The organism is Pseudomonas sp. Root401 (assembly GCF_001425105.1).
In the GTDB taxonomy this organism is placed as follows: Bacteria; Pseudomonadota; Gammaproteobacteria; order Pseudomonadales; family Pseudomonadaceae; genus Aquipseudomonas; species Aquipseudomonas brassicacearum.
The window spans coordinates 92,597-105,596 of record NZ_LMDO01000018.1 but is presented as its reverse complement, the minus strand read 5'-3'; the positions used below and the strand labels follow the sequence as shown (position 1 = coordinate 105,596).

The window sequence follows — 13,000 nt, the reverse complement described above, 5'->3', positions numbered from 1 at the left end:
CAAGCGAAAGATCAAAAGATCGCAGCCTTCGGCAGCTCCTACAAGGATCAGTGGTTGTCGACCCGCCTCATCTGGGTTCGCTCATAGCGCGGATAGAGATGGCTGACGCTGCGAATCAACTCATACCGACTCAGGCTGATCCCGGCAAAGCGCTCGGGAATGGGGCTGCGGATCATCTCGGCCATGTCGTCGCCCCGGGCCGCGCCGTCGCGCATCAGTTGGTCGAGCCAGCCCAGGTAGTCGCGCATCTGCGCGAAGGGCCGGGCGTCGCTCGCGACCGGGCCATGGCCGGGCACGATCTGCTTCCAGGGCAAGGCCTGCAAGGTGTCCAGGTCCTGGAGCCAGACCTCCAGCCCCGGGCTGTTTGGGGTGGTCAGGGCGCGTTCGTAAAACACCAGGTCGCCGGCAAACAGCACGCCGGTGGTTTCATCGAGAATCGCCAGGTCGGCCCCGGTGTGCCCGGCCAGTGGCAGCAAGCGCAACGAATGGTCGCCGACGGTCAGCGTCCCGGCAGCCAGCTCCCGGGTCGGTAACACGACCTCGGTGCCGCGCATCCAGTCGCCCACCAGCCGGTACATGTTTTCCGCCAGCGCATCACCCTGTTGCCGAAGCAGGTCGGTGGTGCCCGCCAAGGCACCAATGGGCACGTCGCTAAAGGCCTGGTTGCCCAAGACGTGATCGGGGTGATGATGGGTCAGCAAGACCTGGATCACCGGTTTATCGGTGGTCGCGGCAATGGCCTGGCGCAGCGCCTCGCCGTAGCGCTTCGACGGCCCGGTGTCGATCACCACCACGCCGGCATCCGTGACGATGAACGCGGTGTTGACGATGTTGCCGCCGTTGGCCTTGGCAAAATTCTCGGTGCTGCCTTCCAGCAGCCAGGTGCCTTCGGCGATCTGCCGGGGCTTGAGTGCGTAGTCCATGCCGGCCCACGTCGGCCAGCACAGGCTCAGGAACATCAGCAACAACCAGCGCATGGCGCGCTCCTTGTGGTCAGGGGATCGCCGCCTCGAACGTATTGCCGCTGTTGTCGCGCAGCAGCAGGCGGGTCTGGCCCAGGCCTCGGATGTCGAAGCCCAGGTTGGGGTTTTCGCTGACCGCCGGGAACAGTTCCAGGCGCGCCAGCACCTGGCCATCAGCGTCCAGCAGTTGCGCCTGGTTGAGGAAAAACTCCGGGATGCCGCTCACCAGGCCGTTATCCATCGGATGAGCCACCTGCAGGCGCAGGCGGCTCGAATCGCCCCGGGGATAGCGGGCGCCCAGCACCTCGCCCAAGTGTTCCTCCCAACCCGGCTGGGTGCGCACGACGCTGGGCGCAGTACAGCCGCCCCCGGCCGCGTCGATCAGGGTCGAGCCGACGTGCCACAGGCCATCGCGGGTCTGCACGGCAGCGCGCAACGGCGTGGCTTGCTCGATGCGAATGCGGATCGACAGCCAGGGCAGCACTCGCTCCCCTGGTTGAAAGTCGACGATTTTCGGCAACGGATTCAGTTCGGCCCAGGCCAACACCCGCACGACGTCGCCGGTAAAGGCCCGGGCATCGATTTCCAGTGGCACCTGGCGTGCGTCTTCGGCAAAGGGTGGCGCCAGCAGCCGCACCCGATCGTCGAACACGAACGGCGCGTCCCCCAGCAATTGCTTGTGATAAAAGGCCCACATCACCGACGGCACCGGGTCCTTCCCTGGCTCGACCGCCGCCCACGCGGTCATTGGCAGACCACACCACAGCAGGCACCACACGACCCATTTCATCCCGGCGCTCCTATTGATACATCTCCGGCACTTCATAACGCAGGCCGTAATGGGCATAGACCGTCTTGACGCTGCCGTCGCGGATCAAGCCTTCCAGAGCCTCTTCCACCGCATAGGCCAGCTGACGGTTGCTTTCATGCACCGCCATGCCGATTTCCCAACGTTGCTTGCCCATATTCGGGTAGGCGTTTTCCGCCAGCGCCAGTTGCGGATCGGCCGCCTCGTGCACTTGCCAATCGACCTCACCGCGCATGGCCATGACGGCGTCCACCTCCCCGGCCTGCATGGCCTTGAAGGCCTGGCTGACACCGGGGTAATGGTGGGTCTTGGCCCGGAGCATGCCGTTGAACACCGACGTCAGGTAGAACGACGGCACGCTGTCGACTTCAACGCCAATGGGGTGCTGCTGGAACACCGCGACACTGCCCACCGAATCCAACCGGCTCCGGTCGTATGCCACCTGCCAGCACTCCTGCTGATAAGGTCCGAACATCACCACCTGGGCGTTTGCCAGTTCGCCGATGTCGTTGCGCTTTTGCGCATAGTCGTGGTCGTAAGGCACGCGCATCATCAGGTCGGCCAATTGCCGCTCGTGCAACGGGCTGCTGCGCCAGATGTAATCGCGCAGGTCGTCATCGAGTTTTTCGCCCGGCGGTGCCCACATCAATTGCAGGCGCACGCCGAGCGCCTTGGCCAGGGCCTGGGCCAGCTCCACGTCCACGCCCCTGGGTTGGCCGTGGTCCTCGAAACTGTAGGGCGCGAAGTCCTTGTAGACCGCGACCTTCAACTCCCCGGCGGCAATCATCTGGTCGTAGCTGCGCACCTGCGCCTGCACCGCCTGGCCACACAGGAGCAGGCTGCACATTACCCACGCGAACAGGCGCATGACGATCACTCCTCGACGTGCACGCTGTCGAGATAGGTGCGCACCGCCCACAAGGCTTCCTGGCTCAGGTAGTCGGCCATTTTCGGCATGTAGACCCGGCCGTCGCGTACCGCGCCGTGACGTACGCGTTCGACAAACCACTCATCGCCGACTTCGGCGGCGTCGAGCATGCGCAGGTCCGGGGCGATGCCGCCGGACTTGGCTTCCAGGCCATGGCAGGCCGCGCAGTTCTGGTTGTAGGCCGAGGCACCGATTTCCACGGCTTTTTCACGCTCGGGAGAGTTGCGATACGGGTTCTGGGCAGCCCACCCATCAGCGTCCAACGGCAAGTTGGCGTCCTTGATCGGGGTCAGTCCCTTGGTTTCCACTGCCTGGGGCACTACGTTGCCATGGGCCCATGCGGAGCCTGCGCCGGTCAGCCCCATCAGCAGTGCGGTAGCGATGATGGCGTTGCGTTTTGTTGTCATTGTTATGCCCTCTGGATTGCACGCAAGACCTCTTTGCGGAGGCCGTGCCGTCATCTTAGGAACCCTGCGGCACCAGCCGAATGCTGCTTTGGTGGCCGGGGTCTAGTTCCTTGGTAGCAAGCCATCCGACGCAGGTCGTAAAGACAGGCGGTTCGGGAAGTCTTCCCGGCAAGGGCGGGACTTTTTCCGTATCGGCGGGCCCTGGCGCGACTCACCCTAGTCAGGCCAAAACCTTTCACTGGGAACTGCCACCATGAGAATAAAAACGCTACCCGCCCTCTCCTCCCTGACCGTCGCCTTGCTGCTCGCTGGCAGTCTGTCGCTGAGCCCCTTGGCCCGCGCCGCCGCACCAGGAGTCAGTTGGGAAGACATCGCCAACGACCACCTGACTACCAAGGACGTGCTGCAATACGGCATGGGCACCAACGCCCAGCGCTGGAGCCCGCTGGCCCAGGTCAACGACAAGAACGTGTTCAAGCTGACCCCGGCCTGGTCCTACTCATTCGGCGACGAGAAACAGCGCGGCCAGGAGTCACAGGCCATCGTCAGCGACGGCGTGGTGTACGTCACCGGCTCGTACTCGCGGGTATTCGCCCTCGATGCCAAGACCGGCAAGCGCCTGTGGACCTACAACCACCGGCTGCCGGACAACATTCGCCCGTGCTGCGACGTGGTCAACCGCGGCGCGGCCATCTACGGCGACAAGATCTACTTCGGCACCCTGGACGCGCGAGTCATCGCCCTGGATAAAAACACCGGCAAAGTGGTGTGGAACAAGAAGTTCGGCGACCACGCCGGCGGCTACACCATGACCGGCGCCCCGGTGCTGATCAAGGACAAGACCAGTGGCAAGGTCCTGCTGATCCATGGCAGCTCCGGCGACGAGTTCGGTGTGGTCGGGCAACTGTTCGCCCGCGACCCGGACACCGGCGAAGAAGTCTGGATGCGCCCGTTCGTCGAAGGCCACATGGGCCGTCTCAACGGCAAGGACAGCACGCCGACCGGCGACGTCAAGGCGCCCTCCTGGCCCGACGACAAGACCACTGAAACCGGCAAGGTCGAAGCCTGGAGCCACGGCGGCGGCGCACCTTGGCAGAGCGCCAGTTTCGACGCCGAGACCAACACCATCATCGTCGGCGCGGGCAACCCTGGCCCGTGGAACACCTGGGCGCGCACGGCCAAGGATGGCAACCCTCATGATTACGACAGCCTCTACACCTCCGGCCAGGTCGGTGTCGACCCGAGCACTGGCGAAGTGAAGTGGTTCTACCAACACACGCCCAACGACGCCTGGGACTTCTCCGGCAACAACGAGCTGGTGCTGTTCGACTACAAGGACAAGGACGGCAAGGTTATCAAGGCCACCGCCCACGCCGACCGCAACGGTTTCTTCTACGTGGTGGACCGCAACAACGGCAAGCTGCAGAACGCCTTCCCGTTCGTCGACAACATCACCTGGGCCAGCCACATCGACCTCAAGACCGGTCGCCCGGTGGAAAACCCCGGCCAGCGTCCGGCCAAGCCATTGCCGGGTGAAACCAAGGGCAAGCCGGTGGAAGTCTCGCCGCCCTTCCTCGGCGGCAAGAACTGGAACCCAATGGCCTACAGCCAGGACACCGGCCTGTTCTACGTCCCCGGCAACCAGTGGAAAGAGGAATACTGGACCGAGGAAGTGAACTACAAGAAGGGCTCGGCCTACCTGGGCATGGGCTTTCGCATCAAGCGCATGTACGACGATCACGTCGGCAGCCTGCGGGCGATGAACCCCACCACCGGCAAGGTGGTATGGGAACACAAGGAACCACTGCCACTGTGGGCCGGTGTGCTGGCGACCAAGGGCAACCTGGTGTTCACCGGCACTGGCGACGGCTTCTTCAAGGCCTTCGACGCCAAGACCGGCCAGGAACTGTGGAAATTCCAGACCGGCAGCGGCATCGTCTCCCCGCCCATCACGTGGGAGCAGGACGGCGAGCAGTACATCGGCGTGACCGTCGGCTACGGTGGCGCCGTACCGTTGTGGGGTGGCGACATGGCCGAACTGACCAAGCCAGTGGCCCAGGGTGGGTCGTTCTGGGTGTTCAAGATTCCGAGTTGGGATAAGGCGACGGCGCAGAAATAACCCCTGACCTGTACCCCATCCCCTGTGGGAGCGAGCTTGCTCGCGATAGCGCAGTATCAGTCAACATGAATGCCGGCTGAACCACCGCCATCGCGAGCAAGCTCGCTCCCACAGATCAGCGAGTTCGAGACATGAAATTCTTGCCATTGCTGCTTCTGTTCATCGGCGCCCTTGCCCATGCCGACGACCCCGATACCCCACTGACAATCAACGGCTGCCTCATCGCCGAATCCAGCCAATGCCCCGGCGCCAACCTGCGCGGTGCAAAACTGGCGAACCAGGACTTGCGCAAGATGAACCTCAGCGGCGCCGATCTGCGCGATGCCGACCTGCGGCACGCGCGGCTGGACCTGGCCAACCTTGAGAAGGCCCAGCTACAGGGCGCCAACCTGACCCGTGCCAGCCTGCAACAAAGCAACCTGCGCCTGGCGGACTTCAGCGGCGCCACGCTCAAGGCAATCCAGGGTTGGGGCCTGTTCGGCCAGGGTGCGCAGTTCCAGCGCGCCGACCTGACGGCGGCCTACCTGCAATTCGCCCGTTTGTCCGGCGCCCGTCTGCACGAGGCCAACCTGCAGGCGGCGGACCTGGAAATGGCCTGGCTGAGCAAGGCCGACCTCAAGGGCGCCGACTTGCGCGACGCCAACCTGCAGGAAGCCAAGCTCGGCGAAAGCAACCTGGAACAGGCCAACCTGAGCGGTTCTCGCCAGCATTACGGGAATTTCCAGGATGCCAATATGCAAGGCTGTACCGGGTGCCCGATGTCCTGGGATCAGTGAAGACCCTGGATCACAAACCCCTGTGGCGAGGGGATTTATCCCCGCTGGGCTGCGAAGCGGCCCTAAAACCAGACAACTCGGTATGCGAAATAGATCTAGGGGGCCGCTTCGCGCCCCAGCGGGGATAAATCCCCTCGCCACAGTGGATTGTCATCGCCTGGGAATGGGAATTTTCACCCCGCCACCCGCACTACCCCCATATCGATCCCCAGGTGCACCAGCTCGGCATGGGAGCTGACCTGCAACTTGCTCTTGAGCAGCGTCAGGTGGTTGGACACGGTCTTGGCGCTGATGCACAGCTGTTCGGCAATGGTGCGAGCGGGGGTGCCCTTGGCGAGCATGACGAAAATCTCCAACTCCCGTTGGGTCATACTCTGCAGGCGCGGGTCGACATCCTGGCGCGAGCTGGTGCAGGCCAGTTGCGTGGCCAGGGATTGCTCGATGTAGACATGCCCGGCCAACACCCGGCGTACCGCTTCCATCAGCACCTGGGGTGCCGAATTCTTGGTCAGGTAGCCCGCAGCGCCGGCGTCCAATGCCTGGCGCACCAAGGGCAATTCATCGTGCATGCTGAAGAACAACACCCGCAGTTGCGGTAGACGCTGGCGTAGCCGGCGGGTGGTTTCCAAGCCACTGATACCGGGCAGGCCGAAGTCCATGATCACCAGATGCGGCACCTGCTCCTGCACCTGGCTCAACGCCTCCTCGCCGGTGGCCGCTTCGCGCACCTGCAGGTCCGGCATCAGCACCCGCAAAAGGCTGGCATAGCCCTGCCGAACCACCGCATGGTCGTCCACCAACAAAATGTTCATCACGCCTCCAGGGCAATATTCAAGGCCAGCGCCCAACCGGCGCCAGGCTGGCTGATGATGCGCAGCTCACCGCCCAGGCTGCGCGCCCGCTCGGACATCGAGTGCAAGCCAACACCGGCGCGCGATGGTTGCGTCGCTCCGCAACCGTTGTCGCGCACCAGCAACCGCAGGCGCCCGGCGCGGCGTTGCAGGCGAATCCGCACCTGCGTGGCGCCGGCATGCCGGGCAACGTTGGTCAACGCTTCCTGCAACAAACGATACAAGTGGGTCTTGTCCGGACCGGACAAGGGCGGCAGTGTTTTGTCGATCCACACCTGACAGGCGATACCTTGGTTGGCCTGCCATTGCCCGGCCAACAGCCTGATGGCCTCGCACAACGGCAGGTGCTGCAACACCACTGGGTACAAGTCATGCACCAGCGCCCGGAAACCCAATTGCAAATGCTCGCAATGCTCTTCGAGCTGGCTGACGGTCTGCTCCAGCGCCGGCGGTTGATCCATCACCAACCTCAGCAGGCAGGCGCGGGCACGAATGCCGGCCACGTATTGGCCCAGGTCGTCGTGCAGGGTCTGGGCCAGCCGGGTGCGCTCCTGTTCCTGCACGGCCAGCAAGGCCTGGGTAAGCCGGGCGTTATCGGCCTGGGCCTCGGCCAGGGCGGCGGTCATGCGATTGAAATGCCCCGCCAGTTGCTGCGCCTCCGGGACACCCCCAGTGCCCAGGCGCACCTGCAGGTTCCCGGCTGACACCTGACGCAATGCATCCAGCAACTCATCGAGCAAACGCATGCCCCGGCGTACACCCCAGCGAATCACCAACAAGCTGAGCGACAGCGCCAGGGCGCAGACGTATAACAGTTGCACCAAGGAATCGAGAATTTCGTCGATTTCATCGCGGGGGTCGACGGCAATCCAGGCCCGCCGACCGTCCGGCAAATCCACCACCTGAGCCGCAGGGCCGTCATCCAGTAACCGGCGGCCGAGCCTGGCCTTCATCCCGTCTTCATCCGCCGGGAACAGTTCTCCAGGGGCCAGCCAACGCACCCGCACGTGACGCAGGCTGCCGGTCAATCGCGGCTGGAGACTGGCCGGATCGCGCTCGACGGTTTCGCGCAGGTAATGCACCACCGACTCGGCCGATTGCAGCTCGCGTTTCACATCGGCCGTGGCCTGGTGCAACAACAGGACTGCACAGGCCAGGGTGACCAGGGCGAAAAAGGCACAAACCCAGAGATTGATGCGCCAGAGGGCTGACATGGTTAGCGCTCCGACCCTGAATTGACACCCATCCCCTGTGGGAGCGAGCTTGCTCGCGATGACGGCGGCACATCCAATACTGAGGTTGACTGAACCACCGCTATCGCGAGCAAGCTCGCTCCCACAGAGGGGCTTGGAGGTTTCCAGGTTTTGGGACGGTCAACCCCAATCAAACTCAGGATCAGCAGAAACGGCAGCAGCAGCGCTTTGAGAATCCGCATGGTCTGTCCCTTCCTGGTCAATGACGATGCCTTGCATGCTAAAACCCCGGCCTCCAAGGTGAGTTACTACCTTGGTACTGCACCGGCGGTACTTTCTGCATATTTCCCCATGGCCGCAGGCTTCCTATGCTGGCGCTACCTGCAATGGAGGACGTCATGCGCCGGCTCGTCAGTTACGCCCTGGTTTCTCTGCTGGCAGCGGCAACCGCTCACGCGGGCGATGCCACGCCGCTGCAAGTGCGCATCGGCTACCTGGGTTATCGTCCCGATCCGGGCCCGCTGCTGTCCAACGTCATTGCCGAACCGGCCGATGCCGGGTTGCGCGGCGCCGAACTGGCGATCGTCGACAGCAACAGCACCGGGCGTTTCCTCAAGCACGACTACCGCCTGGAAAGCGCCAGCGTCGACACGCCCGAAGCGCTGCTCCAGGCCGCCCGGGCCCAACACGACCAGGGCCTGCGGTTGTTCGTGGTCAACGCACCGGCCGCCAGCCTGCGCCAGCTCAGCGCCGCCCTGCCCGACAGCCTGCTGTTCAACGCCGGTAGCGCCGACGACAGCCTGCGCACCACCGACTGCCTCGGTAACGTGCTGCACAGCCTGCCCGACCGCGCCATGCTCGCCGATGCCCTGGTGCAGTTCAGCGTCGTGCGTAAATGGCAGCGGGCCTTGCTGATTGTCGGCCAGACGCCCGAGGACCAGGCCTATGCCGCCGCATTGCGCCGGGCCATGAAACGCTTCGGCATGAAGATCGTCGCCGAGAAGGCCTGGCAGTTCGACAACGACCAGCGCCGCAGCGCCCAGGCCGACATGCCGCTGTTCACCCAGACCGCCGAGTACGACGTGGTGCTGGTGGCCGACGAACGCGGTGATTTCGGTGAATACCTGCCCTACCAGACCTGGTACCCACGCCCGGTGGCCGGCACCCAAGGGCTGACGCCCACCGGCTGGCACAAGACCGTGGAAACCTACGGCGCGGCGCAACTGCAAAAACGTTTTGAAGCCCTGGCCGGACGCTGGATGAACGACCGCGATTTCGCCGCCTGGATCGCCGTGCGCAGCATCGCCAGCGCCGTGAGCAAGTTGCGTCAGGACGACCCGCTCGCCATCCACCAATTGGCCCTCAGCGACCAGTTGCCCCTGGACGGGTTCAAGGGCCGCAAGCTCAGCTACCGGCCCTGGAACGGCCAGTTGCGCCAACCGATTCCCCTGGTCCAACCCCGGGCGCTGGTCAGCACCTCGCCCCAGGACGGTTTTCTGCACCCTGCCAATGAAATGGACAGCCTGGGCTATGACCGGCCCGAAGTGAGCTGCCGTTACCCCTGATCGATAACAACAATAAGGAAAACCGCCATGCGCCGCTCCCTGATTTACCCGGCCCGGCTTTGCCCGACCCGGTTATGCAAAGCCCTCGCCCTGGGCGCAGTGTTGCTTGCCGCCGGTCCCGCCGCCGCCAGCATCGCCTGGGTCTCCAACGAGAAAGACAACAGCCTGAGCCTGATCGACATGCAGAGCCTGGAAGTCATCGAGACCCTGCCGGTCGGCCAGCGTCCCCGAGGCCTGTTGCTGTCCCACGACTATCGCCTGCTGTACATCTGCGCCAGCGACTCGGACCGGGTCCAGGTGATGGACGTCGCCACCCGCAAGATCATCAAGGAACTGCCCTCCGGCAAGGACCCGGAGCAGTTCGCCCTGCACCCCAACGACCGCTGGCTGTATGTCTCCAACGAAGACGATGCGCTGGTCACGGTGATCGACACCCAGACCTCCGAAGTGCTCGGCCAGATCGGCGTCGGTGTCGAGCCCGAAGGCATGGCCGTCAGCCCTGACGGCAAGTGGGCGGTCAACACCAGTGAAACCACGAACATGCTGCACTGGATCGACACCAGCACCCAGACCCTGGCCGACAACACCCTGGTGGACCAGCGGCCACGTTTCGTCGAATTCAATCGTGACGGTACGCAGCTCTGGGCCTCGGCCGAGATCGGCGGCACGTTGACCGTGCTCGACGTGGCGACGCGCAAGATCCTCAAGACCCTGACGTTCCAGATCAAGGGCGTGCACCCGGACAAGGTCCAACCGGTGGGCATCAAGCTCAGCGCCGACGGCAAGCTGGCGTTTGTCGCCCTGGGCCCGGCCAACCATGTGGCGGTGATCGACGCCAAGACCTTCGAAGTGCTGGATTACCTGCTGGTGGGCCGGCGGGTCTGGCAACTGGCGTTCACCCCGGACCAGAAACAGCTGCTGGCGACCAACGGCGTCAGTGGCGATGTCTCGGTGATCGATGTAGAGAGCCGCAAGGTGCTCAAGTCAGTGAAAGTCGGACGCTACCCCTGGGGCGTGGTGGTCACGCCATGAACGCCCTGGAGGTCAGCGACCTGAGCTTTGCCTATGGCGCGCGCGAAGCCCTCAAGCAGATGAGTTTCAGCCTGCCCGCCGGGCGTTTCGCCGCGCTGCTGGGGCCCAACGGTGCCGGCAAGTCGACGCTGATCGCCCTGCTCACGCGTTTGTACGACCTGCAACGTGGCGAGATCCGCATCGGCGGTCATTCCCTGCAAAAATCACCAAGATCGGCCTTGCGCCAATTGGGCGTGGTGTTCCAACAGAGCACCCTGGACCTGGACCTGAGCATTGAACAGAACCTGCGCTATCACCTGGCGTTGCACGGGTTTTCGCGGCGCCAGGGCAGCGCCCGCATCGACGCCGAACTGACCCGCCAGCACTTGACGGAGCGCCGCCACGAGCGGGTGCGCGACCTCAATGGTGGCCATCGGCGCCGGGTCGAAATCGCCCGCGCCCTGCTCCACGAACCGCGCCTGTTGCTGCTCGACGAACCCAGCGTCGGCCTTGATCCGGCCAGCCGCCTAGCCCTGGGCCTGCACATCCGGCAACTGTGCTGCGAGCAAGGTATCAGCGTGCTCTGGACCACTCACTTGCTCGACGAAGTGCAGCCCAGCGACGATCTGTTGATCGTGCATCAGGGCCGCCTGGTCGCCAGCGGGCAGGCCGACGCGGTGAGCCTGGAACACGGCGGCACCCTCGGCTCGGCCTTCACTCGCTTGACCGCCTCGGGAGTCCGGCCATGAATGCGTACTGGCAATGTTTCAGCGGCATCGTGACGCGCGAATGGCTGCGCTTCGTGCTGCAACGCACCCGGCTGCTCAGCGCCCTGGTCCGGCCCCTGCTGTGGCTGCTGGTGTTCGCCGCCGGTTTTCGCGCGGCACTGGGCATCGCCATCATCGCGCCCTACGACACCTACATCCCCTACGAGGTGTACATCGTGCCCGGGCTGGCCTGCATGATCCTGTTGTTCAACGGCATGCAGGGCTCGCTGTCGATGGTCTACGACCGGGAAATGGGCAGCATGCGCGTGCTGCTGACCAGTCCCCTGCCCCGGGCTTTCCTGCTGGCGAGCAAGTTGTTGGCGACGTCGCTGATCTCGCTGTTGCAGGTCTATGCCTTTCTCGCCATCGCCTGGCTGTACGGCATCCAGCCACCGACCATGGGCCTGCTGCTGGCCCTGCCGGCCCTGTTGCTGGTGGCCCTGATGCTCAGCGCCCTGGGCTTGTTGCTGTCCAATGCCATCCGGCAACTGGAGAACTTCGCCGGGGTGATGAATTTCGTGATCTTCCCGATGTTCTTCCTGTCTTCGGCACTGTACCCGCTATGGAAAATGCAGGAAGCCAGCCCTTGGCTGTACTGGCTCTGCTCGGTCAGCCCGTTCACCCACGGCGTGGAGTTGGTGCGTTTTGCGCTGTACGAGCAGTTCAACTTGCTGGCGATGGTGGTGTGCGTGGGGTTGACCCTGGTGTTCGCGCTGTTGGCGGTGTGGACGTTCAATCCGCAGCATGCGGCGTTGCGCAAGGCCGGCAGCTAACCCTTAATTGCACAGACAAAATCTGTGGGAGCAAAGCTTGCTCGCGATGGCGGCTCATCCAGAGTTGATGCTGACTGGCACACCGTTATCGCGAGCAAGCTTTGCTCCCACAGGGCTCGGTGCATGTTCTCCATGTCGCGCGGGTCTTTAACACTCAAATTACTACTTTAGTACTGGTTTTCCTGTCCATGGTCGCATTCACAAGACCTCGACCCTGGCATGTAATGGGCGCATAACAAAAAGGATAAATCCTATGCCCCGTTTGCTGGCGATCCTCCTGCTGGGCCTGGCGCTGAATGTCGCGCAGGCCGATACCGCGCTGTTTTCCGCGCAGGGCTATCGCATCGCCCAATACCGCAGCCCGACGCCCGCCACCGTCGACGGCGCCCAGACCCTCGACACCCAGGCCCTGCAACAGCTGCTCGGCCAAGCCTCGCCCCCAGTGCTGATCGACGTTTATCGTCGACCGTGGGTCCAAGGGCGTTTCATCGACAACGAACCCCACGCCAACCTCCCCGGCAGCCTGTGGCTGGCCAATACCGGCGACGGCGACCTCGACTCGACCTGGCAGGACTACTTCAGCCATCACCTGCGCGCGGCAACCGGCGGGCGGTTGGATTTGCCGTTGGTCTTTTATTGCCGCGCCGATTGCTGGCTGAGCTGGAACGCGGTAAAACGCGCCGCTGCCATGGGCTATAACCATGTGTACTGGTATCGCGATGGCCTCGATGCCTGGGAGGCGGCCAACCTGCCCCTGCAAGCGGCCCGGCCCGAACCGTTTCCCTGATCTTGCAAGAAGTGCGTGCAACTGCTCTGCCCCACACGACAATAACGAGGTGA

General features: G+C 63.8%; 13 protein-coding genes. 7 read left to right on the top strand and 6 right to left on the bottom strand.

Annotated features, from left to right (window positions below; genetic code table 11):
• Positions 1 to 47: 47 nt before the first annotated feature.
• From ASC85_RS15640 to pedF, 4 genes are read right to left on the bottom strand one after another with little or no spacing between them, the layout of a single operon-like run.
• The gene (locus tag ASC85_RS15640) at positions 48 to 977 is read right to left on the bottom strand and encodes a quinoprotein relay system zinc metallohydrolase 1 (protein WP_057450282.1); all 930 of its coding nucleotides are present in this window, start codon (positions 975 to 977) and stop codon (positions 48 to 50) included.
• A 16-nt stretch (positions 978 to 993) separates the two neighbouring features.
• A complete protein-coding gene (locus tag ASC85_RS15635; RefSeq protein ID WP_057450281.1) occupies positions 994 to 1,752 on the bottom strand; it encodes a quinoprotein dehydrogenase-associated SoxYZ-like carrier in 759 nt (252 codons plus the stop codon).
• A gap of 10 nt (positions 1,753 to 1,762) precedes the next feature.
• Positions 1,763 to 2,638, bottom strand: coding sequence for a substrate-binding periplasmic protein (locus ASC85_RS15630; protein ID WP_057450280.1), 876 nt, complete (start codon positions 2,636 to 2,638; stop codon positions 1,763 to 1,765).
• A gap of 5 nt (positions 2,639 to 2,643) precedes the next feature.
• A complete protein-coding gene (gene pedF / locus ASC85_RS15625; protein ID WP_018604055.1) occupies positions 2,644 to 3,105 on the bottom strand; it encodes a cytochrome c-550 PedF in 462 nt (153 codons plus the stop codon).
• Between the two features lie 253 nt (positions 3,106 to 3,358).
• Between pedF and exaA the strand changes: the two genes are divergently transcribed.
• Both exaA and ASC85_RS15615 read left to right on the top strand, forming a co-directional pair.
• Positions 3,359 to 5,224 carry a quinoprotein ethanol dehydrogenase gene (exaA, locus tag ASC85_RS15620; protein WP_057450279.1) on the top strand — a complete coding sequence of 622 codons (1,866 nt, stop codon included), beginning with the start codon at positions 3,359 to 3,361 and terminating at the stop codon, positions 5,222 to 5,224.
• A 131-nt stretch (positions 5,225 to 5,355) separates the two neighbouring features.
• Positions 5,356 to 6,000 (top strand): pentapeptide repeat-containing protein, encoded by a 645-nt coding sequence (locus ASC85_RS15615; protein ID WP_057450273.1) that lies wholly within the window; start codon positions 5,356 to 5,358, stop codon positions 5,998 to 6,000.
• Between the two features lie 173 nt (positions 6,001 to 6,173).
• On the opposite strand, the gene ASC85_RS15610 is transcribed toward ASC85_RS15615, so the two are convergent.
• Positions 6,174 to 6,812 (bottom strand): response regulator, encoded by a 639-nt coding sequence (locus ASC85_RS15610; protein ID WP_057450270.1) that lies wholly within the window; start codon positions 6,810 to 6,812, stop codon positions 6,174 to 6,176.
• Positions 6,812 to 8,065, bottom strand: coding sequence for a HAMP domain-containing sensor histidine kinase (locus tag ASC85_RS15605; RefSeq protein ID WP_057450269.1), 1,254 nt, complete (start codon positions 8,063 to 8,065; stop codon positions 6,812 to 6,814). The genes ASC85_RS15610 and ASC85_RS15605 overlap by 1 nt, the downstream gene beginning before the upstream one ends.
• Before the next feature lie 377 nt (positions 8,066 to 8,442).
• On the opposite strand from ASC85_RS15605, the gene ASC85_RS15600 reads away from it, so the two are divergent.
• The 5 genes from ASC85_RS15600 to ASC85_RS15580 all read left to right on the top strand — a co-directional run bounded on the left by ASC85_RS15600 (position 8,443) and on the right by ASC85_RS15580 (position 12,947).
• Positions 8,443 to 9,609 carry an ABC transporter substrate-binding protein gene (locus ASC85_RS15600; protein ID WP_057450268.1) on the top strand — a complete coding sequence of 389 codons (1,167 nt, stop codon included), beginning with the start codon at positions 8,443 to 8,445 and terminating at the stop codon, positions 9,607 to 9,609.
• 27 nt (positions 9,610 to 9,636) lie between these two features.
• The gene (locus ASC85_RS15595; RefSeq protein WP_057450263.1) at positions 9,637 to 10,641 is read left to right on the top strand and encodes a YVTN family beta-propeller repeat protein; all 1,005 of its coding nucleotides are present in this window, start codon (positions 9,637 to 9,639) and stop codon (positions 10,639 to 10,641) included.
• Positions 10,638 to 11,369, top strand: a complete 732-nt coding sequence (locus ASC85_RS15590) for an ABC transporter ATP-binding protein (RefSeq protein ID WP_057450262.1) — start codon at positions 10,638 to 10,640, stop codon at positions 11,367 to 11,369. Before ASC85_RS15595 ends, ASC85_RS15590 begins: the two co-directional genes overlap by 4 nt.
• The gene (locus tag ASC85_RS15585) at positions 11,366 to 12,160 is read left to right on the top strand and encodes an ABC transporter permease (protein WP_057450260.1); all 795 of its coding nucleotides are present in this window, start codon (positions 11,366 to 11,368) and stop codon (positions 12,158 to 12,160) included. The genes ASC85_RS15590 and ASC85_RS15585 overlap by 4 nt, the downstream gene beginning before the upstream one ends.
• A 253-nt stretch (positions 12,161 to 12,413) precedes the next feature.
• Positions 12,414 to 12,947 (top strand): PQQ-dependent catabolism-associated CXXCW motif protein, encoded by a 534-nt coding sequence (locus ASC85_RS15580; protein WP_057450259.1) that lies wholly within the window; start codon positions 12,414 to 12,416, stop codon positions 12,945 to 12,947.
• Positions 12,948 to 13,000: the final 53 nt, after the last annotated feature.

Bases quoted from the DNA above. Each gene is read 5' to 3' on its own strand.
- ASC85_RS15590 (WP_057450262.1), top strand. From the start codon at position 10,638: ATGAACGCCCTGGAGGTCAGCGACCTGAGCTTTGCCTATGGCGCGCGC.
- ASC85_RS15635 (WP_057450281.1), bottom strand. From the start codon at position 1,752: ATGAAATGGGTCGTGTGGTGCCTGCTGTGGTGTGGTCTGCCAATGACC.
- ASC85_RS15640 (WP_057450282.1), bottom strand. From the start codon at position 977: ATGCGCTGGTTGTTGCTGATGTTCCTGAGCCTGTGCTGGCCGACGTGG.
- ASC85_RS15600 (WP_057450268.1), top strand. From the start codon at position 8,443: ATGCGCCGGCTCGTCAGTTACGCCCTGGTTTCTCTGCTGGCAGCGGCA.
- ASC85_RS15615 (WP_057450273.1), top strand. From the start codon at position 5,356: ATGAAATTCTTGCCATTGCTGCTTCTGTTCATCGGCGCCCTTGCCCAT.
- pedF (WP_018604055.1), bottom strand. From the start codon at position 3,105: ATGACAACAAAACGCAACGCCATCATCGCTACCGCACTGCTGATGGGG.
- ASC85_RS15580 (WP_057450259.1), top strand. From the start codon at position 12,414: ATGCCCCGTTTGCTGGCGATCCTCCTGCTGGGCCTGGCGCTGAATGTC.
- ASC85_RS15610 (WP_057450270.1), bottom strand. From the start codon at position 6,812: ATGAACATTTTGTTGGTGGACGACCATGCGGTGGTTCGGCAGGGCTAT.
- ASC85_RS15595 (WP_057450263.1), top strand. From the start codon at position 9,637: ATGCGCCGCTCCCTGATTTACCCGGCCCGGCTTTGCCCGACCCGGTTA.
- ASC85_RS15605 (WP_057450269.1), bottom strand. From the start codon at position 8,065: ATGTCAGCCCTCTGGCGCATCAATCTCTGGGTTTGTGCCTTTTTCGCC.
- exaA (WP_057450279.1), top strand. From the start codon at position 3,359: ATGAGAATAAAAACGCTACCCGCCCTCTCCTCCCTGACCGTCGCCTTG.
- ASC85_RS15630 (WP_057450280.1), bottom strand. From the start codon at position 2,638: ATGCGCCTGTTCGCGTGGGTAATGTGCAGCCTGCTCCTGTGTGGCCAG.
- ASC85_RS15585 (WP_057450260.1), top strand. From the start codon at position 11,366: ATGAATGCGTACTGGCAATGTTTCAGCGGCATCGTGACGCGCGAATGG.